Source organism: Actinoplanes xinjiangensis, from assembly GCF_003148685.1.
GTDB lineage: Bacteria > Actinomycetota > Actinomycetes > Mycobacteriales > Micromonosporaceae > Actinoplanes > Actinoplanes xinjiangensis.
Genome location: NZ_QGGR01000007.1, coordinates 111,802 through 134,823, shown reverse-complemented (window position 1 = coordinate 134,823; position 23,022 = coordinate 111,802). Strand labels below are relative to the sequence as shown.

General features: G+C 69.5%; 24 protein-coding genes and 2 pseudogenes. 13 read left to right on the top strand and 13 right to left on the bottom strand.

The annotated features are described in order from the left end of the window. Nucleotides 1–13: 13 nt before the first annotated feature. Complete coding sequence (locus BC793_RS17595) at nucleotides 14–1,255, bottom strand: benzoate/H(+) symporter BenE family transporter (protein ID WP_109593626.1); 1,242 nt, start codon at nucleotides 1,253–1,255, stop codon at nucleotides 14–16. A gap of 100 nt (nucleotides 1,256–1,355) precedes the next feature. Here BC793_RS17595 and BC793_RS17590 point away from each other — a divergent pair, with 100 nt between their 5' ends. The 5 genes from BC793_RS17590 to BC793_RS17570 all read left to right on the top strand — a co-directional run bounded on the left by BC793_RS17590 (nucleotide 1,356) and on the right by BC793_RS17570 (nucleotide 6,605). After that, nucleotides 1,356–1,922 (top strand): helix-turn-helix domain-containing protein, encoded by a 567-nt coding sequence (locus BC793_RS17590; RefSeq protein ID WP_239170087.1) that lies wholly within the window; start codon nucleotides 1,356–1,358, stop codon nucleotides 1,920–1,922. 293 nt (nucleotides 1,923–2,215) lie between these two features. Further along, complete coding sequence (locus tag BC793_RS17585) at nucleotides 2,216–3,967, top strand: AfsR/SARP family transcriptional regulator (RefSeq protein WP_109593625.1); 1,752 nt, start codon at nucleotides 2,216–2,218, stop codon at nucleotides 3,965–3,967. A gap of 196 nt (nucleotides 3,968–4,163) precedes the next feature. Further along, the gene (locus BC793_RS17580) at nucleotides 4,164–4,709 is read left to right on the top strand and encodes a DUF6218 family protein (protein ID WP_109593624.1); all 546 of its coding nucleotides are present in this window, start codon (nucleotides 4,164–4,166) and stop codon (nucleotides 4,707–4,709) included. Next, entirely contained in the window at nucleotides 4,706–5,935 is a 1,230-nt protein-coding gene (locus BC793_RS17575; RefSeq protein WP_158319290.1) for a cation:proton antiporter, read from the top strand. The genes BC793_RS17580 and BC793_RS17575 overlap by 4 nt, the downstream gene beginning before the upstream one ends. Nucleotides 5,936–5,948: 13 nt before the next feature. Next, nucleotides 5,949–6,605 carry a thioredoxin domain-containing protein gene (locus BC793_RS17570; protein ID WP_146246322.1) on the top strand — a complete coding sequence of 219 codons (657 nt, stop codon included), beginning with the start codon at nucleotides 5,949–5,951 and terminating at the stop codon, nucleotides 6,603–6,605. Nucleotides 6,606–6,851: 246 nt separating this feature from the next. Here the strand turns inward: BC793_RS17570 and BC793_RS17565 are convergent, their stop codons facing one another. Then, a complete protein-coding gene (locus BC793_RS17565) occupies nucleotides 6,852–7,766 on the bottom strand; it encodes a LysR family transcriptional regulator (RefSeq protein ID WP_109593621.1) in 915 nt (304 codons plus the stop codon). A 78-nt stretch (nucleotides 7,767–7,844) separates the two neighbouring features. Here BC793_RS17565 and BC793_RS17560 point away from each other — a divergent pair, with 78 nt between their 5' ends. Both BC793_RS17560 and BC793_RS17555 read left to right on the top strand, forming a co-directional pair. Next, a complete protein-coding gene (locus BC793_RS17560) occupies nucleotides 7,845–8,732 on the top strand; it encodes an EamA family transporter (protein ID WP_203896269.1) in 888 nt (295 codons plus the stop codon). Continuing rightward, entirely contained in the window at nucleotides 8,729–9,355 is a 627-nt protein-coding gene (locus BC793_RS17555) for an NAD(P)-dependent oxidoreductase (RefSeq protein WP_109593620.1), read from the top strand. The genes BC793_RS17560 and BC793_RS17555 overlap by 4 nt, the downstream gene beginning before the upstream one ends. A gap of 228 nt (nucleotides 9,356–9,583) precedes the next feature. On the opposite strand, the gene BC793_RS17550 is transcribed toward BC793_RS17555, so the two are convergent. Then, a complete protein-coding gene (locus BC793_RS17550; RefSeq protein ID WP_109593619.1) occupies nucleotides 9,584–10,066 on the bottom strand; it encodes an LIC_13387 family protein in 483 nt (160 codons plus the stop codon). 66 nt (nucleotides 10,067–10,132) lie between these two features. Here BC793_RS17550 and BC793_RS17545 point away from each other — a divergent pair, with 66 nt between their 5' ends. Both BC793_RS17545 and BC793_RS52275 read left to right on the top strand, forming a co-directional pair. Then, entirely contained in the window at nucleotides 10,133–10,717 is a 585-nt protein-coding gene (locus BC793_RS17545) for a TetR/AcrR family transcriptional regulator (RefSeq protein WP_109593618.1), read from the top strand. Further along, nucleotides 10,714–10,866, top strand: a pseudogene (locus BC793_RS52275) (winged helix-turn-helix domain-containing protein); the annotation flags it as partial. The gene BC793_RS17545 and the pseudogene BC793_RS52275, both read left to right, overlap by 4 nt. An 88-nt stretch (nucleotides 10,867–10,954) precedes the next feature. Here the strand turns inward: BC793_RS52275 and BC793_RS51325 are convergent. After that, nucleotides 10,955–11,128, bottom strand: a complete 174-nt coding sequence (locus tag BC793_RS51325) for a hypothetical protein (RefSeq protein ID WP_239170103.1) — start codon at nucleotides 11,126–11,128, stop codon at nucleotides 10,955–10,957. Between the two features lie 146 nt (nucleotides 11,129–11,274). Between BC793_RS51325 and BC793_RS17535 the strand changes: the two are divergent. Next, nucleotides 11,275–11,472, top strand: a pseudogene (locus tag BC793_RS17535) (transposase); the annotation flags it as partial. A 78-nt stretch (nucleotides 11,473–11,550) separates the two neighbouring features. Next, the gene (locus BC793_RS17530) at nucleotides 11,551–12,012 is read left to right on the top strand and encodes a hypothetical protein (RefSeq protein WP_109593617.1); all 462 of its coding nucleotides are present in this window, start codon (nucleotides 11,551–11,553) and stop codon (nucleotides 12,010–12,012) included. 341 nt (nucleotides 12,013–12,353) lie between these two features. Here BC793_RS17530 and BC793_RS17525 read toward each other — a convergent pair whose 3' ends face one another. Further along, a complete protein-coding gene (locus BC793_RS17525; RefSeq protein WP_239170088.1) occupies nucleotides 12,354–13,133 on the bottom strand; it encodes a tyrosinase family protein in 780 nt (259 codons plus the stop codon). Nucleotides 13,134–13,222: 89 nt separating this feature from the next. Beyond that, nucleotides 13,223–13,666, bottom strand: a complete 444-nt coding sequence (locus BC793_RS17520; protein WP_109593615.1) for a tyrosinase family oxidase copper chaperone — start codon at nucleotides 13,664–13,666, stop codon at nucleotides 13,223–13,225. Nucleotides 13,667–14,012: 346 nt separating this feature from the next. Between BC793_RS17520 and BC793_RS17515 the strand changes: the two genes are divergently transcribed. Both BC793_RS17515 and BC793_RS17510 read left to right on the top strand, forming a co-directional pair. Continuing rightward, nucleotides 14,013–14,411, top strand: a complete 399-nt coding sequence (locus BC793_RS17515) for a tyrosinase family oxidase copper chaperone (protein ID WP_109593614.1) — start codon at nucleotides 14,013–14,015, stop codon at nucleotides 14,409–14,411. Between the two features lie 254 nt (nucleotides 14,412–14,665). Continuing rightward, nucleotides 14,666–15,679 carry an LLM class F420-dependent oxidoreductase gene (locus BC793_RS17510; protein ID WP_109593613.1) on the top strand — a complete coding sequence of 338 codons (1,014 nt, stop codon included), beginning with the start codon at nucleotides 14,666–14,668 and terminating at the stop codon, nucleotides 15,677–15,679. 27 nt (nucleotides 15,680–15,706) lie between these two features. Here the strand turns inward: BC793_RS17510 and BC793_RS17505 are convergent, their stop codons facing one another. The 7 genes from BC793_RS17505 to BC793_RS17475 all read right to left on the bottom strand — a co-directional run bounded on the left by BC793_RS17505 (nucleotide 15,707) and on the right by BC793_RS17475 (nucleotide 22,956). Beyond that, nucleotides 15,707–16,999 carry a Gfo/Idh/MocA family protein gene (locus tag BC793_RS17505; RefSeq protein ID WP_109593612.1) on the bottom strand — a complete coding sequence of 431 codons (1,293 nt, stop codon included), beginning with the start codon at nucleotides 16,997–16,999 and terminating at the stop codon, nucleotides 15,707–15,709. Then, complete coding sequence (locus tag BC793_RS17500) at nucleotides 16,996–17,688, bottom strand: cupin domain-containing protein (protein WP_109593611.1); 693 nt, start codon at nucleotides 17,686–17,688, stop codon at nucleotides 16,996–16,998. Before BC793_RS17500 ends, BC793_RS17505 begins: the two co-directional genes overlap by 4 nt. After that, nucleotides 17,685–18,578: a DUF6807 domain-containing protein gene (locus BC793_RS17495; protein ID WP_109593610.1), complete on the bottom strand. Its 894-nt coding sequence runs from the start codon at nucleotides 18,576–18,578 to the stop codon at nucleotides 17,685–17,687. The genes BC793_RS17500 and BC793_RS17495 overlap by 4 nt, the downstream gene beginning before the upstream one ends. Continuing rightward, nucleotides 18,575–19,642, bottom strand: coding sequence for a Gfo/Idh/MocA family protein (locus BC793_RS17490; RefSeq protein WP_109593609.1), 1,068 nt, complete (start codon nucleotides 19,640–19,642; stop codon nucleotides 18,575–18,577). The genes BC793_RS17495 and BC793_RS17490 overlap by 4 nt, the downstream gene beginning before the upstream one ends. Nucleotides 19,643–19,839: 197 nt before the next feature. Beyond that, the gene (locus tag BC793_RS17485) at nucleotides 19,840–21,120 is read right to left on the bottom strand and encodes an ABC transporter substrate-binding protein (protein ID WP_109593608.1); all 1,281 of its coding nucleotides are present in this window, start codon (nucleotides 21,118–21,120) and stop codon (nucleotides 19,840–19,842) included. 23 nt (nucleotides 21,121–21,143) lie between these two features. Continuing rightward, nucleotides 21,144–22,037, bottom strand: a complete 894-nt coding sequence (locus BC793_RS17480) for a carbohydrate ABC transporter permease (protein WP_109593607.1) — start codon at nucleotides 22,035–22,037, stop codon at nucleotides 21,144–21,146. Continuing rightward, nucleotides 22,030–22,956 carry a carbohydrate ABC transporter permease gene (locus BC793_RS17475; protein ID WP_109593606.1) on the bottom strand — a complete coding sequence of 309 codons (927 nt, stop codon included), beginning with the start codon at nucleotides 22,954–22,956 and terminating at the stop codon, nucleotides 22,030–22,032. Before BC793_RS17475 ends, BC793_RS17480 begins: the two co-directional genes overlap by 8 nt. Nucleotides 22,957–23,022 lie beyond the last annotated feature (66 nt).

The window sequence follows — 23,022 nt, the reverse complement described above, 5'->3', positions numbered from 1 at the left end:
TGCCGGAAGCGGGTCAGGAATCGCTGCGCGACACCGCCACGACCGGCTCGGCGGTCGTGGCGGTGCCGGCGGCGGGCTGTCGCGCCTGGGCGGGGCGGCGATACAGCACCAGGGCGGTCAAGGCTCCGGCCACCAGGCCCCAGAAGGCCGATCCGACGCCGAGGATCGTCATGCCGGAGGCGGTCACCACGAAGGTGACCACGGCGGCCTCCCGGCCGTCGGGCTCGGTCACGGCACTGGCCAGCGACGAGCCGAGCGCCGGGATCAGCGCCAGCCCGGCGACGGCGATGACCAGGACCGGCGGCGAGAGCAGCACCAGGGCGGTGGCGAGGCCGGCGCCGAGGCCGAGGGTGAGCTGGCCCAGACCCAGGGCCACGGTGGCCGTCCAGCGGCGGCCCGGGTCGGGATGGGTGTCCGGGCCGGCGGTGAGGGCGGCGGTGATCGCCGCCAGGTTCAGCGCGTGCCCGCCGAACGGGGCGGCCACCACGGTGGCCGCGCCGCTGGTCACCAGCACGGTACGCAGGGGGACCACGTATCCGTACGTCGCCATGACGGCCATGCCGGGCACGTTCTGCGCCGCCATGGTGACCAGGAACAGCGGCACCGCCAGGCTGATCAGGGCGGACAGATTGAACTCGGGCATGGTGAACACCAGGTCCGGGCGCAGCGACGCCTGGGACAGCCCACCGTCGACGCCGCGGACGGCGATCGCCACGATCGCGGCCGCCAGCGCGCCGGGCACCGCCCACTGCCGTGCGAAGCGCATCAGCAGCGCCCAGGTGAGCACCACCGGGATGGCCAGTGCGGGCACGTCGATGACGGCGCGCACGGGTGCGGTGCACAGGCTGAGGATCACCCCGGCGAGCATCGCGCCGGCGATCGGGCGGGGAATGGCGTCGATCGCACGGGCCAGCCAGGGCAGCAGCCCGGCGAGCACGATGAGGACACCGCAGATCAGGAAGGCGCCGACGGCGGCCGGGAAGCCGCCCGGGACGGTGCCGGTGGCGACCAGGAGCGCGGCGCCGGGAGTGGACCAGGCGATGCTGATCGGCATCCGGTGGCGCAGGCTCAGGCCGATGGCCAGCACCGCGATGCCGGTGCAGAGCACGAGCAGCCCGGACGCCGCCTGGCCGGCACTCGCGCCGACGGCCTGCAACCCGGCCAGCACGACGGCGAACGAGCTGGCGTAGCCGACCACCGCACTGACCAGGCCGGCCAGCGCCGGCTGGGCCGTGTCCCATCGTGGCTTGCCCATCACGTCGCCTCTCCGCCGGAACATCGTCCCCAGATCAACCGTTGTCCCTCAGATCAACCGTTCCGTAAACGGAACGATCGACGAATGCCAGACTAGCCGGGTGAGCGCGGACCAGACAAGCGAGGCCGGACTGGCGGTCGGACAGCGTGTACGGCGGTTGCGCATGGCCCAGGGCACCTCACTGTCGGCGCTGGCCCGGGCCGCCGGCATCGGCAAGGCGACCCTGTCCGGCCTGGAGCACGGCACCCGCAACGCCACTCTGGAGACTCTGCACGCGGTGGCCGGCGTCCTCGGCGTGCCGATCACGGCGCTGGTGCTGGAGCCGGGCGCCCCGCCCACCCAGATGGCCGACGTGCACGGGTCGGCGGTCACTCCCAGCCTGATCGAGGTGTTCCACGAGCCGCAGGTGACGTTCGAGCTGCTGACCATCCTGGTGCGCCCGGGCGTGCTCCAGCACTCCCCGGCCCACGCGCCGGGGGTGACCGAGCATCTCACCGTCACCCGCGGCGTCCTGCGCGTCGGCCCGGCCACGGCGCCGGTGCTCCTGCACCCCGGCGAGCACCATTCCTGGCGGGCCGACACCGCGCACGTCTACGAGGCACTGGGTGCCGACGAGGCCGCGGCGGTGCTGCTGATCCGCTCGCCGCGCACCGGCACGCCATCCTGAAGCACTTCTCAGATGTTGAGACAGAAGCCTGTGAAAACCGGATCGAGGGGCCGGCTTGTCGCACAGACGGTGAACTCCAGCGCGCCGCCGACCTGCAACTTGCACGCGATTTTGTCACTCTCCGTGTCGACAACACTCTGGAATGTGACGGATTGCGTTGACGGCGGCCGATGGGCTGACCTAACGTAGCCGCTGCGGCGCCGGCCGCTTTGCCGCGCCGACCATTTTCGGAAATTGTCGACGACGCTGTCGCGCAGACCGCCGGTGACCATTCGCAGCTACGGGGGTAACCGATGTCGAAAATCAGTTTTCATCTGCTCGGACCACTCAAATGCCAGGCGCACGGCACCCCGGTGCGAATCCGGGGTGCCAAACAGCAGACCGTGCTGGCGATACTGTTGCTGGCCGGCGGGAAGCCGGTGGCACTGCCGCGTCTGATCGACGCGGTGTGGGACGGCCCGGCCCCGTCCACGGCGACCAAGCAGATCCGCAACGCCGTCTCCGACCTACGGCACGCGCTGGCACACACCGGCGTGTCCATCCTGGCCAGCGGCGACGGATACCGCCTCGACCGCGCCGGGTCGGCCCTCGACCTGGACGAGTTCACCCGCCGTGCCGAGCTGGCCGCGTTCAAGAGCGACCCGGCCGACAAGGCCGAGGCGCTGCGGTCCGCCCTGTCCCTGTGGCGCGGCCGCCCGCTGGCGGGGCTGACCAACCCCGCGCTGCGCTCACAACTGGCCGGCATCGAGGAACTGCGGCTGGCCGCCCTGGAACAGCGCGTCGAGCTGGAGCTGGAACTCGGGATGCACGCCTCACTGATCGGCGAGCTGACCGCCGCGGTCGCCGAGCACCCCTTCCGGGAACGGTTCGTGGCCCAGTTGATGACGGCGCTGTGCCGCTCCGGATCGCGGGCCCAGGCGCTCAAGGTCTTCGACGACACCCGGCGCCGGCTGCGCGACGAGCTCGGCGTGGACCCCGAACCCGCACTGCGCGACCTGCACCTGCGCATCCTCGCCGGCACCCGGCCCGACGCCGTCGGAGACAGTGAGCTGCCCTGGAACAACCTGCCCGGCGACGCCGCGCCCCTGACCGGTCGCGACAGCGAGCAGGAGCTGGTCCGGCGGGCGCTGCGCGGGCATGCCGACGGGCCCGGCGCCACCCCGGCGGTGGTGGCCGTCGACGGCATGGCCGGGGTCGGCAAGACCGCGTTCGCGCTGCATCTGGGACGTCAACTGGCGCACGCCTATCCGGACGGCCAGCTCTACGTGGATCTGCGCGCCCACGGCCTCGCCGGCCCCCGGCTCGACGCGTCGGCCGCGCTCGCGCTGCTCCTGCGCGCGGCGGGCCTGCCGGCCGGGTCGATGCCCGCGGATCTGGAGGGCCGGCGCGCGACGTGGCACCACCGGCTGGCCGGCAGGCGGGTCCTGATCATCCTCGACGATGCGGCGGCCGCCGCCCACGTAGCGCCGCTGCTGCCGCACGCGCCGGGCTGCCTCACCGTGGTGACCAGCCGACGGCGGCTGTCCAGCCTGCACTCGACCTTTCAACTGTCGCTGTCGGAGTTCAGCATCGCGGCCGGCCGGGACCTGTTCGGCAGTGTGGTCGGCGACGGCCGGCCGCAGGCCGAGTCGGCGGCCGTGGACGAGATCCTGCGGCACTGCGGGCAGTTGCCGCTGGCCATCCGCAGCGCCGCGGTACGACTGCGCCACCGCAGCGCCTGGAGTGTGTCCTACCTGGCCTCGCGGCTGGCCGACGGCCGGTCCCGGCTCGCCGAGCTGAGCACGGACAGCACGGGCCTGGCCGAGGCCTTCGACATGTCCTTCAACCGGCTCGACCCCGAGCATCAGCGGCTGTTCCGGCTGCTGAGCAGCATCGCCGCCCATGACATCGACGCCGACCGGGCCGCCGCGCTGGCCGGCCTCCCGGTGCACCACACCGCACGGCTGCTGGAGGGTCTCGTCGACTCCCACATGCTCCTGGCCACCGGGCCGGGACGATACCGGATGAATGAGCTGGTTCACGCATATTCGCTCCAGCTCGTGTAGCGGATAATCATTCGGAATAGATTTCCCAAGCCTGAATAATTGGTCCGAGGACTCGCTGAGGACCATCCGAGGACGTCGTGGCGCACAGTTTCCACGGTGATTTCGTGCCGCCACTGCCGGCACTTCCCCGGAACCACATTGTGGAGGCGAGATGTCCGTTGTGCCAAGCCTTTCCGAGCCTGGCCGGGCCGAATCGGTGAAAAGGGAGTCCCCGGTCGGCACCGTCCTGGCGGCGCCGCTCCTGCCCGGCGCCCGTGACCGACTTGTGCTGTGCGCCACAGGCCCGGACGAGACCGGCACACCGTCGGTGGCGCTGTGGTGGACCGACCTGTCCGGCGAGCCGAAAGCGGGCTGGCTGTTCCCCGAGGAACGCGCCGAGCGCGACCCCCGCGTGGCCGGGCGGCTGCTGCTCGCCGCCACCTACGGCCGGGCGGCACAGCGGCGCGACGGCACCGGATGGGCCCTGCTGGCCCGCCTCGCCGACGCCACCGGCCACGTCCGGCCGGCAACCGCCGTGCTGGACGTCGACGATCTGGTGGCCGGTGTCCGGCGCCGCACCGGCAGGACCCCCGCGCCGCGGGACACCGACGGGTCGCGCCGCTGCCCGGTGGTGACCGAACTGCTCGCCACGTGTGACCTCGTCGGCTGGGCCACACGGGCATGGGCCGCGGCGCCGGAGCCCGGCCCCTCCCCGGTGGCGCAGTGGCTGCGGCAGGCGCCCGTCCCGGCGGGGCTCTCATGAGCACCGCGCAGGTGCTGCTTGCCGCCGGGCTGGTCATCGTCGTGGTACGCCTGGCCGGCTGGCTGGTGGCCCGGCTCGGCCAGCCACGGGTGATCGGCGAGATCGTCGCCGGCATCCTGCTCGGGCCGAGCGTCCTGGGACTGGTCTGGCCGTCGGCCCGGGAGCTGCTGTTCCCGCCCGGGGTGATCGCCGGATTCCAGGTGCTCGCCCAGTTCGGCCTGGTCCTGTTCATGCTGCTGGTCGGCATGGAACTGGACAGCCGGCTGCTGCGCGGGGAGGGCCGCCGGTCCGCGGTGATCAGCCTGGCGTCGGTGACCGTCCCGTTCGGACTCGGCCTGGGGCTGGGCCTTCTGCTCTACCCGCAGTTCGGCAACGGGCACGACCAGACCGCCTTCTGCCTGTTCATCGGCGCCGCAGTCTCGATCACGGCGTTCCCGGTGCTGGTGCGGATCCTCCAGGAGACGGGGCTGTACCACACCCGGGTCGGCGCGATCACGATCGCGTGCGCGGCGATCAACGACGTCATCGCCTGGTGCCTGCTCGCCGTCGTGGTCGCGGCGGCCGGTGCCGCCGGGCCGGCGGAGGTCGCCGGCCACATCGCCGGCACGGTCGTGTTCGTGCTGTTCATGGTGAAGGTGGTCCGGCCGCTGCTGGCCCGGGTGCCGCATCTACCGTTCTGGGTGACGCTCGTGGTGGCGTTCCTGAGTGCCTGGGCAACCGAGGTCATCGGCATCCACGCGATCTTCGGCGCCTTCCTGGCCGGGCTGGTGATGCCGCGCCGGCCGGAGTGGCAGGAACAGGTCCGGGTACGCCTGACCGGCGTCGTCGACGACTTCGCGCTGCCGATGTTCTTCGTGGTCGTCGGCATGTCGACGCACCTCGACCAGCTCGACTCCTGGCAGTCGGCAGGGGTGGTGGCGCTGGCCACGGCCGTGGCGATCGCCGGCAAACTGGGTGGCGCCACCCTGGGCGCCCGGCTGGTACGCGAACGCTGGCCGGCCGCCCTGTCGATCGGCGTCCTGATGAACACCCGCGGGCTGACCGAGATCGTCATCCTGAGCGTCGGCCTGCAACTGGGCGTCATCGACACCAGGCTGTTCACCGTACTCGTGATCATGGCGCTGGTGACCACGGCGATGGCCGCGCCGTTGCTGCGCCTGCTGTCCCGCTCCGGTGCGGTCTCCGCGGCCACCGCCGTCCGGCCCCGCGCCGAAGCCCGGCGCTGAACGGGCGGCCGCGATGACATCATCACCGCCCACCCGGGTCGAGGTACCGCCGATCCGCGGCTGGCTGCTGATCGAACATCCCGGTCCGTGGGGGTTCTCGGCCGGCGCCGACATTCCGGGACTGCCCGCCGACGTCCGGGCGGCGGCGGCCGCGCTGGGCTTCCGGATCAATCTCATCCGGCAGTATCGGCGGTCGCCCCGGCCGGGTCGCGAACGCTGTTTCGTCTCGTCGGCGGCCGGTGGCCGGCAGCTGCTCGAACAGCTGCCGGCGGTCCGGGTCGCCGACCGGTTCGCCGCCGTCGCCGAGGCGGTCGCCGCCGGGCGGCCGTCCGGGCTGGCCACGCCGGTCGCCGAGCCGATGTATCTGGTGTGCACCAACGAGGTGCGCAGCCCGGTCTGCGGCGGGCAGGGCCGGGCCGTCGCGCGGGCCGTGGCCGCCGTCGCCGGGCGGCACACGTGGGAGACCACCCACGTCGGCGGGTGCCGCTTCGCCGCCAATCTGGTGTGCCTGCCGTCCGGTGTCTTCCATCGGGGCATCAGCCCGGCCGCGGCCGTCGCCCTGGTCGAGGCGGCCGGCCGTGGCCGGTCCGCACTCGCGCCGCTCGCCGGGGACTGCCGGCGACCGGGTTCCTGCGCGCAACCGGGCGCAGAACTTCCAGAGCCCGCTTGATCCATCTCGACGGAGGTACGGTGAATCATGGTGTCCTCGAACGAGAACCAGCAACAGGACCGATCGGCACACGATTCGGTCATCAAGCTGGGGTACCAGATCCCGAACTTCTCCTCGGACCGGCCTCCAGCGCTGCCGCGGCGCGCCAGCCGTCGTCTCCAGAATCCCGGGGTCTCGTGAGACACCAGGAGTCAGGCGGCCGGAGCTCTCGATGGTGTCGATGAGACGTTGGCGAGCCTGGCCGCATCACGGGCCTGGCGTGAACAGCGGTTGAGGCCCCGCGTCGTCGACGGAGAGAGCCAGTTCGGTGAGAAATGCTCTCGCTGCCGGGGCGAGAGAGGAGCGGTTCCAGACCAGGTGCTCGATTCGGGTGGGAGCGTCGCGGACGTCAACGGTGACCACGCCGGTCAGGTGTGGGGTGTACATCGAGGCGAGCAGGGCGACGGCGAGGTTCTGCCGGATCAGTCGGAGCATCAGGATGTCGACGGTGGTGACTTCGAATGCGACCTGCCGGTGCACTCCTGCGGCGGCGAAAGCGAGATCGGACTGGGCTCGTCCGGCTGTTCCCGCGGGGAGGTCCACGAATGCTTCCGTAGCCAGCCGGGCCAATTCGATCTCGGTTTCCGCGGCGAGGGGGTGATCGGGGGCCACCACGGCGACCAGCCGGTCTTCGGCCAGCTGTCTGCTGGCGACTCCTTCGGGTCGGATGGTCACGGGCAGGCCGAGGAAGGCGAGGTCGATCGCACCGGCCTTGACCTGTTCGATGAGCTGCTCGCTACTGCCGACGCGTAGGCCGATTCGGACCTGCGGGTGCTTCTGGTGGAAGGCGTGTAGCGCGGATGGGATGTCGACCGCCGCGACAGTGGGGATCAGGCCGACGGTGAGCCGCCCCCGGACCTCGCCGACGGCGGCGGCGACCTCGGCGACGGCACGCTCGGCAGCGTCAAGGCATTGCTGCGCCACCGGCAGAAAGGCCTGGCCCGCGAGGGTCAGCCGGACCCGTCGGCTGGTGCGTTCGAAAAGCCGGGTGCCAAGTTCGCGTTCCAAGCGGGCGATCTGGTGGCTGAGGGCGGACTGCACGACGAGGCACCGTTCGGCGGCCCGCGTGAAGCTGTTCGTCTGCGCGACGGCGACCACGTACCGCATCTGCTGAAGTTCCATTGATTCATCGTGATTCACGATGGCTGGCGTGACAACGATGTGTTGGACTCATCGCTGCCGTGCGGCGAGGCTGAACGCATGAAGATCCTGGTTACCTCGGTGACCGCCCTCGCACCCCTGGTGTGGGGAACGACGTACGTCGTAACCACCGAACTGCTGCCGCCGGGCCATCCGCTGTTCGCCGCGCTCGTACGGTCGTTGCCGGCCGGGCTGATCGCGATCGCTCTCACCCGTACGCCGCCGCGGGGAAACTGGTGGCTGAAGGCCGCCATGCTGGGGCTCCTCAACATCGGAGTGTTCCTGCCCCTGCTGTTCGTCAGCGCCGAACGGCTTCCCGGTGGTGTGGCCGCGACCTTGGGCGCCGCGCAGCCGCTGCTGGTGGCGGTCCTGGCGGTGGCGGTGCTGCGACAGAGCCCGTCGGCGTGGCACTTCGCCTGGGGGATCGTGGGCATGGCCGGTGTCGGCTTGGTGGTGATCGGACCGGCCGCGGGCTTCGACCCGATCGGTATCGCGGCCGGTCTCGCCGGGACGAGCGCGATGGCGCTCGGCGTGATCCTCACCAAGCGCTGGGGCCGCCCGGCCGGGGTCGGCCCGACGGCGTACGCGGGCTGGCAACTCACCGCAGGCGGGCTGTTTCTGCTGCCGCTGACCTGGATATTCGAGGGCGCCCCGCCCGCGATCGACGGACCTGCCGCGCTCGGCCATCTGTGGCTGGGACTGCCGGGCGGCCTGATCGCCTACATCCTGTGGTTCCGCGGCATCACCACGCTGCCGGTCACCTCCGTCGCCGTACTGGGCCTGCTGTCGCCGATGGTGGCCGCGTTGCTGGGCGCGGTGCTGCTCGGCCAGTTGCTGCGTCCGGTACAACTGCTCGGCTTCGCCCTGGCTCTCGCAGCGATCGTCGCGGCCCAGCTCACCCCTCGCAATATGAACCCCCAACCCTCCTTGGAAAGGATCAACCGTTGAAGATCACTGTTGTCGGTGCCGCCGGGATGGCCGGATCACGCATCGTCGCCGAGGCCCGCCGTCGAGGACACCACGTCACCGCCGTCCTGCCCGGTCCCCGCCCGGACACCCTGCCTCTCGAGGTCACCGACGTACGCGGTGACGCCACCGACGTCGAACTCATGACCAAGGTGTTCGCCGACGCCGACGCGGTCGTAGGCGCCACCCGGCCTGCGCCTGGCGCGGAACACACCGTCACCGCAGTCACCACCGCCTTGCTTGACGCCTCCGCCGCGGCAAAGACACGGATCTTGTTCATCGGCGGGTCCGCGCCGCTGCTGGCGCCCGGCGGCGGACTGGTATTCGACACTCCCGAATATGTACCGCCGGCCTGGCGCACCATCGCCGCCGCGAGCATTGCGCAACTGGCCGCCTGCCGCCCGCATACCGCCGACTGGGCCTACGTCAGCCCGGCAGCCCTCTTCGAGCCCGGCGTCCGGACCGGCCACTACCGGCGCGGCGGCACGTCTCTGGTAGTGGCACCGGACGGTACGTCACGCGTCTCGGCGGAGGACCTCGCCGTCGCCGTGCTCGACGAACTGGAACAACCGGCGGAAGAACGGCACTTCTCTGTCGGCTATTGACAGCAACACTGTCCGATGCTGCCTTCTTGCCCCGCCGTGAATGTGGGCTTCGCTACGGCTCAAGATCCGATGGCAGCCGCATGGGCACGGCACGCAGCGTTGGCACTCTTCCCTCACCCGAACCTGATCAATGCGTCGACAGGTGCAGGAGTCAGAACAACACAAACCGACCGACCGAGTGCCTCCCCAACAGCCAAAACACACCCCGTGGCGGCCAGCCCGGTTGATCTAGCGTCCTGCCGCCGTCGGGCTGGCATCGGAAGAACTCGCCGTGCTCGCTGGCGTGACCGTACGAAGCGATGCGTGCAGCGCCACTGCGAACGCTGCGCACGCAACCGTCATGAGGACAATCGGAGGAGCAGGCAGCAGCAGCAGCGCGATGCCCAGAAGAGCAAGCGACAGCGCCAGCATGAGAGCGACCTGTGCCCGCTCCGGGGCCCGGCCATGGCGCGTCATGAGCAAGACCGAAATGCCGCAGGCCACCAGCAGGACGGCCATCACGAGGCTGAAGCCCTGCATCAGATCGGCGACGCTGTGGCTCGGCGTCATCGGGAAGCGTGCCTGCTCCATCTGACGCTCGACGGCAAGCATGTCATCCGTGGCCGGCATGAGGCTCGCAAGGGTGAGGTGGCCGGCCCCGGTCAGCGCGAAGGCCCACCCGCCGACGCGCGCCGCCATCCTCTCGCGACGCACCTTGTCTTGAACAGTCATCGGGTCGCCCTCCCGCCATGAGACTCTACATCAGTAGAGTCAACTCTACTCTTGTAGAGTGACGCCATGTCAACTGAGCGACTGTCAGCGATCGCCGACGCGGGACTGCGGTTGATCGCGCGAGAAGGGCTCCGTGGCCTGACGCACCGGGCGGTCGATGTCGAGGTCGGGTTGCCTGCCGGGTCGACCAGCTACTACTTCCGCAAGCGCGACGACCTCGTGACCGCGTGCGTGCGGCGCCTGGTCGAGATCGATCTGCTCGAGATCGCGGCTACCGGCATCGCCGGGCGTGTGATGACCGCCGACCAGCTCGCGGACATGGGCGCCGACCTGATGTGGCACTGGATCACCGTTGACGCCCACCGCCATCTCGCCCGCTATGAACTGCTGCTGCACTCGCGCCGGCGCCCGGAGCTGGCGGCGGAACTGGTCGACGCCGGAGACAGGCTGAGGGTTGCCATCGCCGCCATGCTCGACGCTCAAAACTGCGCCCAGCCGGCATCCACCGCCGTCTGGTTCGTCAGCTGTATCGATGGTGTGGTGCTCGACCAGCTCACCGGTCCGGCTCGGCGTCGGATGTCCCGAGCCGACCTACGCGCCTTCGCGGCAGCCCTCGTCGGCGCGGCGCTCGCCAACCCCGGCGACGGCTGAAGAGCACTGGTCCCACAGGGTGGTGGTCAATCGCGGCCCTGTTCCGTCTGTGGGTCAGCGTGACCATGGCGTGGCAGGCGATGCAGCGGCAGGGCTACACCGCCCAGATGCCGGTGCACCGGGCGATCGAACGTGACGAGGACGCAATTGCCCACTGGCACCGGTGGCCGGCGCTAAATCGGTTCACCCGGCCCGCCGGCATCACAGCAACGATCGCTCAATGCAACAGCGCCGCACTCACTCAGGGGTCGTTATCACACCTTTCGGCACCTCCACCTCCGCGTCCGGCACGACCGGCGGAAGATCCTCGTCGAGGATGCTTCCCCACTCCCCTGTGGCCTGCGGCGCCGCCGACTCGCCGACTCGCTGGCCGTCGTCGTCCTCGTCCGAGATCGGCTCCTGCGTAGTCATGACCCGCTCCTTTCCCGCAACTCTTTGAAACCTGCATCATCACAGCTCATGCCCCTGATCTAGCCGTAAACGGCGCAGCGCGTGGATGCCGGAGTGCGTAATCGGCCCCCGTTGCGGTGGCCACCGCGAGGCGGGCCCCGACGGCCCGGACGGCCGGACTGCCCGGAATCTGCCGCTTCGCCACCGGCCTGAACGCCGACATCGCCGCGGTCAGCGCCGGGCTGAGCCTGCCCTTCAGCTCCGGCCCCGTCGAAGGCAACGTCAACCGCATCAAGATGATCAAACGACAGATGTACGGCCGAGCCGGATTCGATCTGCTCAGGAAGCGAATACTCCTGTCATGATTCCCATGCCAGGACCTCGCACGCTCGAGAGGCCGGCCCTGGCGATGGCCGGATCCAGTTCCGGTATAAGTACTGCTCGTGGACGTCACCTCATTCGACATGCGCTGGGAGATCGTCGGTTCCGGCTGGGCCAAGCTGACCTGGATCGCTGACGACGACGAGCTGCAAGTGATCACGTCTTACACCGGCCACGGGCTTCAGGACCTCCTTCGGACCGCAGTCGATCTCCACCTCGGATCCGGGTCCTCGCTCGCCTGGCTGTCCGACGAGCCCCATGCCCATGTCTTTGTCTTCACCGGTGCTGCCGAACACGTCTACGTCCAGATCCTTCTCCTGCCTGACGAGTACGCGGAGGACCCCTGGATCGGCGCGAAGCGCCGATGGGCTGCCCGGATTCCGGTCCACGCCTTCCTCACAGCCGCGGCGAACATGGCCCAAGCAGTGCTCGATCAGTACGGCGAGACCGGCTACAAACAGGCGTGGCGAAACATGTCGTTCCCAAGCCAGGAACTGGCCCTGCTACGGAGCGAACGCCCATAGGCGCTCCTTGCGCTCAACCGCGCGGCCGACTTCACCATTTTCGCGCCAGAGCCCCGAACTCGCGAACAAAACCACTGGCCCACTGGCGGGAACGTGTTGCCGACCGCAACGCCTGCGCCTCCGGGCAAGCCGATTCGGAGTGAGGCCAGGCGCGGCGCCGCTCTCGGATCTGCGACGAGCAGACCCCCGAGGCACGTCACCGCCTGGACCAGGGGACAACACCACCGACCGGCCGTTGCAGCCGCCGACGCTGAGGACCTGAAGGCGCGGTACGGCAGCCGTCCTCACCGCCGGCGGCCGGAGTTCCCCCGCAGAGGTGTGGGTCGCCGCGACGCCGGACTTCAGGCGTAGCTGTAGTCCAGGTTGCTGATGTCGCGCACCGCCGACGGCGTTGTCGCGGTGCTGAACGGGCGCATCGTTTCGGTGTTGTCGATGACGCCCGACGTGAAGCCGGTCCGCGGCTGGTAGGTGTCGATGCCGCGAGTCGCCTGCCACTGCCACCACAGCCGGTCGATGTTGCAGTGGTGCAGCCAGAAGACCGGGTCGTTGGGTGCCTCACGGGTGCCCATGTGGCCGCCGACGTAGTTGTGCACCCGGTTGTGCAGCTCGATCTCGTTGCGGTTGCGGTAGCTGTTGAACACGGTCGGGTCCCATGGCGACTGGTCGTACACCGTCACGCCCTGGACCGTGGTCACGGTGGCGGCGCTCGGGCTGGAGGCGTTCATGCCGAGCCGGCGTTGCAGGAAGCTGGTGGCGATGCTGCTGCGATAGATCGACCACCCCCAGGAGGGACTGAAGTTGCCGCTGGAAACGCTGCCGTTGGTGATGGACCCGAGGAAGTCGGCGGTGAACGGGCTGGCGCCGCCGGTCCAGTCCCAGTACGGGATGAAGATGTCGGGATTGCCGCTGACGGTCTGCAGGTCCAGTTCCAGCATGGTCAGGAATGCGCGATGCCACGGCAGGAACGACGCCGACTGGTGGGCGTGACTGATGCCGTCGGAGGTCCGCGCGAAGAAGGTGATGTGCAGATCGATGTACGCGTTGTAGCTACGCCCACTGACGGACGTGGTCTTGAATTGGCGGAGAGCGTTGATGAACGCCGTCTTCTCCGCCGTGGTCATAGCGGCGACACTTTTGCGCACGACAGCCATTGATGAAACCCTTCACATGCGAGGGAGTGGAATGGAAGGAGGGCGGGCCGGCGCGGGGATCAGTGGCGGTGCTCCTGCGCGGCCTCATCGCTCAACTCGGCGTCTCCCAGGATGTCGACAATCTTCTTGGCCAGCTTCTTGAGACCGTCGCGATTAGCCGTCTCGTCGATCTCCACAGGGTCGTAATGGTTGACGGCGCTGATGTAGCCGACCCCCACGTGCGGGGCTGACCCGTCCTCCGGGAAGAACAGCGTGCTGATGCTCGTCAACGCGAGCTTCCTGTTGTTGATCTGCAACTCGTGCTTGCCGCCGGCGTTGTGCTTGCCCTTGATCTTCTTGCGTTTGTAGGTTTCGTCGAAGTCGCGGGGGTCGGCTGCGGCAGATTGTGGCGCGGCCGCGGAATCAGCGCTGGTCACGCCTTGCACGCCGACTGCTGCGGTCGCTGCGGTCACGACCCCTGCCGCACTGTAGCGCAAGACGTCACGACGACTTGTGATGGCCATGAATGTCCTTTTCTAACGGAGGCGGTACGGCACCGTTTCGTGGCTCCCGATGTCGGCCACGGCGGTTCCATTCGACGGTAGCCAAGCCGCGACATGGTCACTACATGACAGTGCTGTGCAATGACCGACCGCCGTAGCTGTTGCGATGCCGAGAACAGTGGAGTAAGTGCCTCGCCGCTCGCACTGACGGTTCCGGGGAATGTTCCGCACCGTTCGCCACGATCAATGTGTCGGAGCCGGAATGCCGGGTCGGCACGAACAAGGCATCGACGGATGTAACTTGCTTCGGGCACGATGGGGCAGAGCACCGCGCAGGCGCGGGGCCCGGCACGGATGAGGAGAAGTCATGCGAGTCATCGTCACGCTGGCCGCGGCGGCCACCACCGCCTGCCTGATGAGTACCGCCGTTCCGGCCGGTGCGGCAACCCACCCGGCCGCGCGGGCCGACGTGACAACAGCCGGGTCCCACCGCACCGGCGCTTTCGTCACGCACTATCGGGGCCACCACATCATGGGATGGGGCCGTGACGACCGGGCCTGCGCCTACATCGACGGCGTGCAGCTGGTGCTCTACCCCCTCGGCACCGATCGGTACCTGAGCGCTCTCCAGGCATTCAAGGAGGAGCGCGGTGTCCGAGCGATCACCGAGGCTTCGGTGCGCGTACTCGGCGATTTCGACATCGTCCCTCCGGCGGACCCGGTCCCGCACTGTCCCGAATTCGTGACCGCCGCCGGAGGTCGCTGACTGACGCAGTGCATGCCGTACTCGTGCGCGGCCGGGCCGGCCGGATGAACGGACGCAGGCTCGAATCATCCGGCAGACCGGTTCACCCCGGGCATGCATCATCGTGGACTTCTCCCCGTCTCGCGCACCACCGCCGCGACGGGCCGTCGACCGCGCCTCGTCCGCCCATGGTGTATTCGTCGGCGGTGTCGAGGGCGATCGCGGTAGGGCGGTGAGAGTCGTTACCGGCCTTTCGATGGGGGTACGGTGCACCCATGGTGTCCCTGAACGAAAACCAGCGACAAGATCGAACTGAGGCGGAAGGGCCTTCCGGCCAGCCGAAACACGATTCGGTCATCAAGCTGGGGTACCAGATCCCGAACTTCACCTACCCCGGCATCGGCGTCGAGAACCTGTTCGACACGGTCGCCGCGCAGGCCCGCGAGGCCGAGGCCAACGGTTTCGACACCGTGCTCGTGATGGACCACCTCTATCAACTGCCGGGCATCGGCCCCGCGGAGAACGCGATGCTGGAGGCCTACACGACGCTGGGCGCGCTGGCGTCGGCGACCTCCACGATCCAGCTGTCGACGCTGGTCACCGGTAACACGTACCGCAATCCCGCTCTTCTGGCCAAGACGGTGACCACGCTGGACGTGGTCTCCAAGGGCCGGGCGATCCTCGGCATCGGGGCCGGCTGGTTCGAGCTGGAGCACGACGCCTACGGCTTCGAGTTCGGCAGCTTCGGGCAGCGGTTCGAGCGCCTCGAGGAGGCGCTGAAGATCATCACCCCGATGCTCAAGGGCGAGCCGGCCAGCCTGGACGGTAAGTGGTACACCGCCCGGTCGGCGATGAACAACCCGCGGCTGCGCCCGCACGTCCCGGTGATGCTGGGCGGTCAGGGCGAGCAGAAGACGTTCCGGCTGGCGGCCCGCTTCGCCGACCACATGAACATCATCTGCGACATCGACGACCTGGCCCGCAAGGTGTCGGTGCTGCGCGAGCGGTGCGAGGAGATCGGCCGCGACCCGGCCACGCTGGCCACCAGCTACCTGGTGATGGGCATGGTCGGCGAGAACGAGAAGGAGGCCGCGGAGCTCGGCGAGACGATCCCGGAGGATCGCCGCAACCGGGCCTTCATCGGTACGCCGGAGCAGGTGGCCGATCAGATCCAGGAGCGGGTGCTCGGTGCCGGTATCGGCGGCATCACCATCAACCTGATCCGTAACGGCCACCGCCCCGGCGTGGTCGCCTCGGTGGGTGCGGCCCTCAAGCCGCTGGTCAAGTAGGGCCGGAGCCACCGACCGAGTAGAGCGTCACATCAGCTCGGACAGTGAAACCGGCAGGCCGGTCCGCGCGGACCGGTCTGCCGCCACTCCGGTCAGCACGCTCCGGATGCCATCGCGATAGCCGGCCTGCCGGGCCAGCGGATCATCGCCTGCTCCACGGAAGACGTCGTCGAGCAGGAGCTTGTCGCCTCCGCCGTGCCCACCGGCCCCGTTGACGATCGGCACCTCCTCGGCCTTCTGCCAGTGCTCCTGCACGGTGAGTCGTTCGAAGCCTCCGGTGTCGTCGAGCGCGCTCGGGTCGATCGCCCCGTGCGCCGGCGTCCATGCCCGCTCGCACACCTCCAATTCGAGGCGGCCGCGGGTTCCGTTGAACGCGACCCGGTAACCCTCCCAGGGCGAGTACGCGGTGAGCGAGTAGGTCAGCGTCGTCCGGTCGGCGTAGCGGATCAGCACCGACATGGTGTCGTCGATGTCGATCCCCTCGCTGAAGACGTCCCGGTCACGGAGGTACCCGTCCTCGTGCTCGGCGTCGAGGTAGAGCGCCTTGAGCCGCGGGTCGGCCGTGATGTCGAGCAGGAACGGGTCGGTGCCCAGACCGGGCGCGCCGTGGGCTCGCGCCGACCGCGGCAGCCCGGCCGCCGCCACCCCCGCTCCGGCTCCGGCTCCGGACGGCCCGTAGAACCGCAGCCCGGTCTGCGCGAACACCGTCTCCGGGCTGCTGCCCAGCCACCAGTTGACCAGGTCGAAGTGGTGGGTGGACTTGTGCACGAGCAGGCCGCCGGAGTTCGCCTTCACCCGGTGCCAGCGCCGGAAGTAGTCAGCACCGTGGATGGTGTCCAGCAGCCACTCGAAGTGCACCGACGTGACCCGGCCGATGCGGCCCTCGGCGAGCAGTCGCCGTACGGCGCTGTTGCGCGGCGAGTAGCGGTAGTTGAACGTGACGATCAGGCGGGCGGCGCTGCGCTCGGCCGCGGCGGCGATCCGGGCGCAGCTCTCGGCGTCGACGGTGAGCGGCTTCTCGACGATCACGTCGACCCCGGCGTCGAGGGCGGCGCACACGTGGTCGGCGTGCCGGGCGTCGACCGTCGTGATGATCACCGCGTCGGCGAGAGCGAGTACCTCGGCGTACCGGTCGGGGTGGAAGGTGGGCACCGGGGCGCGGCCGGCCGCGGCGATCCGGTCGTTGTGGTACGCCATCCGGGTCTGATTGGGGTCACAGAACGCGACGATCTCCCCGGTGTCGCTCCACTCCCCCAGCAACGCGTCGATGTAGAGCTGCGCGCGGTGGCCGAGGCCGACGACGGCGTGGCGACGGGTCATCGATTTCCCTCCGAGAGAACGATCGGGTGGTGGACGTCGTGGGCGCCGAGCCGGCCGCACATACCCCAGCGCGGCGGATCGGCGGGCGGTGAACCGAACACGGCCGAGGTGCGCAGGTGGCCCCCGTCGCCGGAGCCGAGGGCGTCGAGCATGCCGGTGGCCCGCCGGGTGGTGGCGTCGACGGTCCGCCGCCAGCCGTCGATCAGCGGCCGGACCAGCGCGGCCGCCGCGTCGTAGAACTCCTCCAACGGCTGCGGGTCGCCCTTCTCGGCCGCCGCGGCCAGCCGCTGGAACCCTTCGACGGCCAGGTCCCGGCGACGGCGTACGGCCTCCGCGGGGTCGCCGTCCAGTCGCGCCGCCGCCCGGTAGCGATCCGGATCGGCGACGATCTCCGTCGGGAAGGTCATCACCGCGTCCCCGGCCTCGGGCAGCCCCGCGTTCGACATGATCACGAGAACCCGCAGGTCGTCGTGGTTGACCGCCCGGTGGATGGTGCCCGGGGTGAACCAGACCGTCGAGCCGGCGGCCAGCGGCGTCTCGCGCAGCCCGTTGGTGTCCAGCGTCAGCAGGGTTCCGGTGCCACCGGTCACCACGTAGGCCTCGGTCGAGACGGTGTGCAGGTGCGGGGTGCCCCCGTCGGCGTAGACGGCCAGCCGGCTCACCGACGTACCGCCGGGAAAGGTCGTCATGTCAGGGCCTCCGCGCCGAGCGCGGCGAGTCGCTCGGTGCCGGCGTCGCCGTGGTCACCGTCCGCGATCACGACGGCATAGCGGAACGTGACGGACTCCCCCGCCGCGAGGTCCAGCTCCGCGCTGAAGAAGGGCGCGGGGTTGAGGCAGGCGAATTCCTCGGTACGGGCGAACCACTGCGGCGGATGGTGCGGATTGGCGGTGTCGTCCACGATCACGACGGTCGACGCCCGGTCCACGCCGTCGTGCCGCCCGCGGAACGCGAACCACGGCCCCCGGCTCCCCCGCAACTCGTCGCCCCCGGTCCCGGCCGGCGACTGGAGCAGCCCGTCGGTGAACGACCGCGGCCCCCGCCAGAACAGCCCGCCGTATCCGGCGTTCTCCCGTCCCTTCGTGGTCGGTGAGCCGAACGCCAGCGTCGCCCCGGACACGTTGGTCATCGTGGTGGTGAAGGTGAGGATCCAGCTGACGTCGCCGGCGATCGCCCAGGTGAGCGTGCGCCGCTCGGTGATGACCGGATCGCCCTGCTCGGAGACCCAGTCCAGGGTGTGACCGAACTCGGTGCCGGTGAGCGTGTCGACGCAGCGGTGCAGGGCGCTGCCGTTGTTGGGCAGCTGCACGTACGACCGGCCGTGCACGTAGGTCGGGCCGCCCCAGAAGTTGTGCTCGCCGACGTGCGGCAGCGACCAGGCGATGCCCTTGTGCCAGACGTGGTCGTGCGGGCGGTACAGCGACACCAGGTCGCCGGACAGCGTGCGGATCGGATGCAGGTACGGCTTCGGCGACTCCCGCTGCGGGGTGCCGGGCCGGTAGACGTACGTGAAGAGGGTGACCGGCCCGGCGGAGACGGTGACCGAACCGCCCAGCCGGTGATCGACCTGGGTCCTCATCGGGCGGCTCCGTTCATGGCACCCGCGAAGGGATGCCCGGGGTCGATCTCACCGCGGCGGACCGGCCGGCCGGTGGCCGCCGAGGCGTAGAGGGCGGCGATGAACTCCATGGTGGTACGGGTGTCCGGCAGCGACACCGGCGGCGCGGCGCCCGCGTCGAGGGCGTCGAGGACGGCGGCGAGCTGGTCGGTGTGCCCGCTGACCGAGTCCGAGCGGCCCCGGTTCCAGCGGGTGGTCAGGTCCTCGTGGCCGGGGACCGGGGTGATCGTCCAGTCGGCGTCGCGGTAGCCGTACAGGTGGGACAGTTCGACGGTGGCGCGCTCGAAGTCGAACCGCAACGAGGAGGTCTGCCGGGGTGAGACGACCGAGTTGACCACGGAGGCGAGGGTGCCGTCGGCGAACGTGACCAGGGCCATCGACACGTCCTCGGTCTCCACGTCCCGGGCGCGGCGGGCGGTGACCGCGGTGACCTGCTGCCACGGGCCCAGGATGGAGAGCATCAGGTCGAACTGGTGGATGCCGTGTCCCATGGTGGGGCCGCCACCCTCGGTCTCCCACCGGCCGCGCCACGGGACCCGGAAGTAGTCGTCGTCGCGGTACCACTGGGTCTCGCAGGTGGCCAGCAGGGGGCGGCCGAGGTCGCCGGCGGCGATCATGTCGCGCAGCCGGTGGGCGCCGGTGCCGAACCGGTGCTGGAAGACGGTGGCGACGTGCGCACCGGTCCGTGCGGAGGCGGCGGCGAGGCTGTCGAGTTCCGCGAGCGACAGCGTCGGCGGCTTCTCCACCAGGACGTTCGCGCCGGCCTCGAGGCATTTCAGCGCGAGCGGGGCGTGGGTGGCCGGCGGGGTGCACAGGTGGACGAGGTCGACCCGCTCCAGGGCGTCCAGGTCGGAGTGGGCGCGGGGGATGTTCCACTTCGCGGCGAAGTGCCGGGCCAGGTCGGGGTCGACGTCGACGACGGCGGTGAGGGCGACGCGGTCGGCGTGGTGGTGCAGAGCCTGCGCATGCGCGGTGGCGATGGCTCCGGCGCCCACGATCGCCGCGCGGTAACGAGGTTGAGACATGGCTCCCTGTTCCTGGAGTCGAAAACCCGGCTGGCTCCCACCGCTGTCTCACGTCCCGTGAGACAGCGGTGGCGACCAGCCGGGGGTAACGAGGACCGGCTGGCTCCCGCCCCGGGGTGACGAGAACCGGCTGGCTCTCACCGCTGTCTCACCCGCTGTGAGACAGCGGAGGCGACCAGCCGGGGATGGGGCCGGGGTCAGGCGGCGTCGATGCCGGCCTGGAGCTCGGAGATGAAGGCCTCGGCGGCCTGCTGCGGGGTCTCGCGCTCGAAGAGGACCGACTCGGTGTGGCGCTTGAGGATGGCCTCGACGTCGCTGGCGCCGTTCGGGGTGACCCGCGGGGCCTCGCCGACCTTGACCGAGTCGAGGAACTCGGCGGCGGCCTTGTCGGTGCCCTCCAGCTTGCCGGTCAGCGCGGCACGGATCTTGGTGTTGGCCGGGATGCCCCGGTCGGTCAGCATGATGTCGGCGGCCTCCTGGCTGTTGGCCAGGAAGTTCACGAACGCGGCGGCCTCGGCCGGGTGCTTGGACCGCGACGAGATCGACCAGAACATCGACGGCTTGTAGTACGCGCCGGTGGCCGTACCCTCGCCGGGGATCCGGAGAAGTTTGAGGTTCTGGCCGGAGGCCTTGGCCAGGGAGGTGAGCTGGCTGTTCCACCAGGTGCCGATGGCCGACTTGTTGGTGGCGGTGCCGGACTGGTCGAGGCCGGCGCCGGCGCGCTCGACGCTGACCGACGCGGGCGGGGCGATGCCCTGCTTGGAGATGTCGAGCAGGTACTGCCAGTACTTGGCGAGGATGTCGGCCGGGATGGCCACCTTGCCGTCCGGCGCGTAGAGGGACGCGCCGTTCTGCCGGGCCCAGATGTTCACGCCGCCGATGTCGAAGCCCCACGACTGGAGGCCGGTGACCTCGCCGCCGCTGGCCTTGGAGATCCTGTCACCGACGCTCTTGAGGTCGTCCCAGGTCCAGGTCGCGTCGTCCGGGAGCGTGACGTTGTACTTGGCGAGCAGGTCGGTGTTGGCGATCAGGGAGTACGTGGTGACGCCGGTGGGCAGACCGTACTGCTTGCCGTCGATGGCGCCGGTGGCCAGCGCCTTGGCGTCGAAGTCGGTGATGGCCAGGTTCTTGCCGGCGGTTCCGAGGTCGAGCAGGGCGCCGCGCTCGGCGTACGACGCGAGGTAGAGCTCGTCCATCTGGATGACGTCCGGCGCGTCGTTGGCGGCGACCGTCGTGGCCAGGCTGTCCCAGTAGCCGTTCCACTCCTTGAACTCGCCTTTGACGGTGATGTTCGGGTGGTCCTTCTGCCACAGGTCGATGACCTGCTGGGTGCGCTGGTGGCGGGCGTCCGAGCCCCACCAGGTGAAGCGCAGCTCGATCTTGTCGCTGGTCAGGTCGCCGTCGGCCGCACCGCCGCCACTGCCGCCGCAGCCGGCGAGCAGGAGTGCGGCCAATGCTCCTACAAGGACTTTTCTCATGTCATTCCTCCGGGGGTGAGGTGTCACTTGATACCTGTGGTCGCGATGCCCTTGATCAGGAAGCGCTGGCCGACCAGGAAGGCGAGGAAGATCGGCAGCAACGACACGACGCTCATGGCGAACATCGATCCCCACGACGTCGAGACGGTGGCGTCGACATAGGAGCGCAGGGCGACCGGAACGGTGTACATCTCCGGGTCGGTGAGATAGATGAGCTGGCTGAAGAAGTCGTTCCACGTCCAGATGAACGTGAAGATCGTGGTGGTGGCCAGGGCGGGCAGCATCAGCGGCAGGATGACCTGGAGGAAGATCCGCGGGTGACCGGCGCCGTCGATGCGGGCCGCCTCGTCCAGCTCACGGGGCAGGCCGCGGATGAACTGGACCATCAGGAACACGAAGAACGCGTCGGTGGCCAGCAGCTTCGGCACGATCAGCGGCAGGAACGTGTTGATCCAGCCGAACTGGGAGAACATCACGTACTGCGGCACGATGATCACGTGGATCGGCAGCATGATGGTGCCGAGCATGATCGCGAACCACAGCTTCTTGCCGGTGAACTCCAGGCGGGCGAAGGCGTACGCGGCCATCGAGCAGGAGACCAGGTTGCCCAGGATGCAGCCGAGGACCACGATCGCCGAGTTGATCAGGTAGTGGCCGAACGGCGAGGCCAGCGCGGTCCAGCCCTCGCTGTAGTTCTCGAACCGGAAGCTGTCGGGCAGCACACCCGGGGAGCGGAAGATCTCCTCGTTGGGGCGCAGGGAGCTGACCACCATCCAGATCACCGGGTAGAGCATCACCAGGGTGAGCAGGATCAGGCCGGTGTGCTTGGCGATGCTGCGACCGGCGCCGGGCAGCTTGACCGCCTTCTCCGGAACGGGCGCCGGCAACTCATGAGTGCGCTCTCGCAGGTCAGTCATCGTAGAAGACCCATCGCTTGGCGGCCCAGAAATTGACCGCGGTGAACGCGGCGATGATCAGCAGGAGCAGCCAGGCCAGTGCCGAGGCGTAACCCATGTCGAAGCTGTGGAATCCGCGCTGGTAGAGGTAGAGCGTGTAGAACATGGTCGAGTCGGACGGACCGCCGGTGCCGCCGGAGACCACGAACGCCTGGGTGAACGACTGGAAGGCGTGGATGATCTGGAGCACCAGGTTGAAGAAGATGATCGGCGACAGCAGGGGCACGGTGATCCGCCGGAACTGGGTCCACCGGCCGGCGCCGTCGATCTGCGCCGCCTCGTAATACATGACCGGGATCTGCCGGAGCCCGGCCAGGAAGATCACCATCGGGGCGCCGAAGGTCCACACGTTCAGCACGATCAGGGTCGACAGTGCGGTGTCCGGGTCGGAGATCCAGCCGGTGCCCTCGATGCCGAAGAAGCCGAGCATCTGGTTGATCAGGCCCTCGGCACCGAAGATCTGCCGCCACAGCACCGCGATCGCGACGCTCGAGCCCAGCAGCGACGGCAGGTAGAAGGCCGACCGGTAGAACGGCAGGCCGCGCATCCCCCGGTCGAGCAGCATCGCCAGCCCCAGCGCCGCGGCGAGTTGCAGCGGGACGGAGACGAAGACGTACGTGAAGGTGACGCCGAGCGAGTGGTGCAGCCGCTCGTCGGTGAGCATGCGCTGAATGTTCTCCAGGCCGTTGAACTCCGGCGGCTGGATCAGGTTGTAGTCGGTGAAGCCCAGGACGAACGACGCCGCGACGGGGCCGGCGGTGATCAGCAGAATCCCGGCGAACCAGGGCAGGAGGAACAGCAGGGCGGCTTTGGTGTCCCGCTTACGCGGCGGGCCGCCGGTGGAGGTGTTGAGCCGTTGGAGTTCGCCGATGGCGCTCACCCGACCCCCCTTCGTGGCTTGGAAACCGTATTCCGGAGTCTGCGGCGTTACGACGGGACGGTCAAG

Bases quoted from the DNA above. Each gene is read 5' to 3' on its own strand.
- BC793_RS17500 (WP_109593611.1), bottom strand. From the start codon at position 17,688: ATGACGACCTTTCCCGGCGGTACGTCGGTGAGCCGGCTGGCCGTCTAC.
- BC793_RS17510 (WP_109593613.1), top strand. From the start codon at position 14,666: ATGGTGTCCCTGAACGAAAACCAGCGACAAGATCGAACTGAGGCGGAA.
- BC793_RS17575 (WP_158319290.1), top strand. From the start codon at position 4,706: ATGAGCACCGCGCAGGTGCTGCTTGCCGCCGGGCTGGTCATCGTCGTG.
- BC793_RS17565 (WP_109593621.1), bottom strand. From the start codon at position 7,766: ATGGAACTTCAGCAGATGCGGTACGTGGTCGCCGTCGCGCAGACGAAC.
- BC793_RS17515 (WP_109593614.1), top strand. From the start codon at position 14,013: ATGCGAGTCATCGTCACGCTGGCCGCGGCGGCCACCACCGCCTGCCTG.
- BC793_RS51325 (WP_239170103.1), bottom strand. From the start codon at position 11,128: ATGACTACGCAGGAGCCGATCTCGGACGAGGACGACGACGGCCAGCGA.
- BC793_RS17585 (WP_109593625.1), top strand. From the start codon at position 2,216: ATGTCGAAAATCAGTTTTCATCTGCTCGGACCACTCAAATGCCAGGCG.
- BC793_RS17525 (WP_239170088.1), bottom strand. From the start codon at position 13,133: ATGACCACGGCGGAGAAGACGGCGTTCATCAACGCTCTCCGCCAATTC.
- BC793_RS17520 (WP_109593615.1), bottom strand. From the start codon at position 13,666: ATGGCCATCACAAGTCGTCGTGACGTCTTGCGCTACAGTGCGGCAGGG.
- BC793_RS17495 (WP_109593610.1), bottom strand. From the start codon at position 18,578: ATGAGGACCCAGGTCGATCACCGGCTGGGCGGTTCGGTCACCGTCTCC.
- BC793_RS17570 (WP_146246322.1), top strand. From the start codon at position 5,949: ATGACATCATCACCGCCCACCCGGGTCGAGGTACCGCCGATCCGCGGC.
- BC793_RS17485 (WP_109593608.1), bottom strand. From the start codon at position 21,120: ATGAGAAAAGTCCTTGTAGGAGCATTGGCCGCACTCCTGCTCGCCGGC.
- BC793_RS17545 (WP_109593618.1), top strand. From the start codon at position 10,133: ATGTCAACTGAGCGACTGTCAGCGATCGCCGACGCGGGACTGCGGTTG.
- BC793_RS17560 (WP_203896269.1), top strand. From the start codon at position 7,845: ATGAAGATCCTGGTTACCTCGGTGACCGCCCTCGCACCCCTGGTGTGG.
- BC793_RS17490 (WP_109593609.1), bottom strand. From the start codon at position 19,642: ATGTCTCAACCTCGTTACCGCGCGGCGATCGTGGGCGCCGGAGCCATC.
- BC793_RS17595 (WP_109593626.1), bottom strand. From the start codon at position 1,255: ATGGGCAAGCCACGATGGGACACGGCCCAGCCGGCGCTGGCCGGCCTG.
- BC793_RS17550 (WP_109593619.1), bottom strand. From the start codon at position 10,066: ATGACTGTTCAAGACAAGGTGCGTCGCGAGAGGATGGCGGCGCGCGTC.
- BC793_RS17505 (WP_109593612.1), bottom strand. From the start codon at position 16,999: ATGACCCGTCGCCACGCCGTCGTCGGCCTCGGCCACCGCGCGCAGCTC.
- BC793_RS17480 (WP_109593607.1), bottom strand. From the start codon at position 22,037: ATGACTGACCTGCGAGAGCGCACTCATGAGTTGCCGGCGCCCGTTCCG.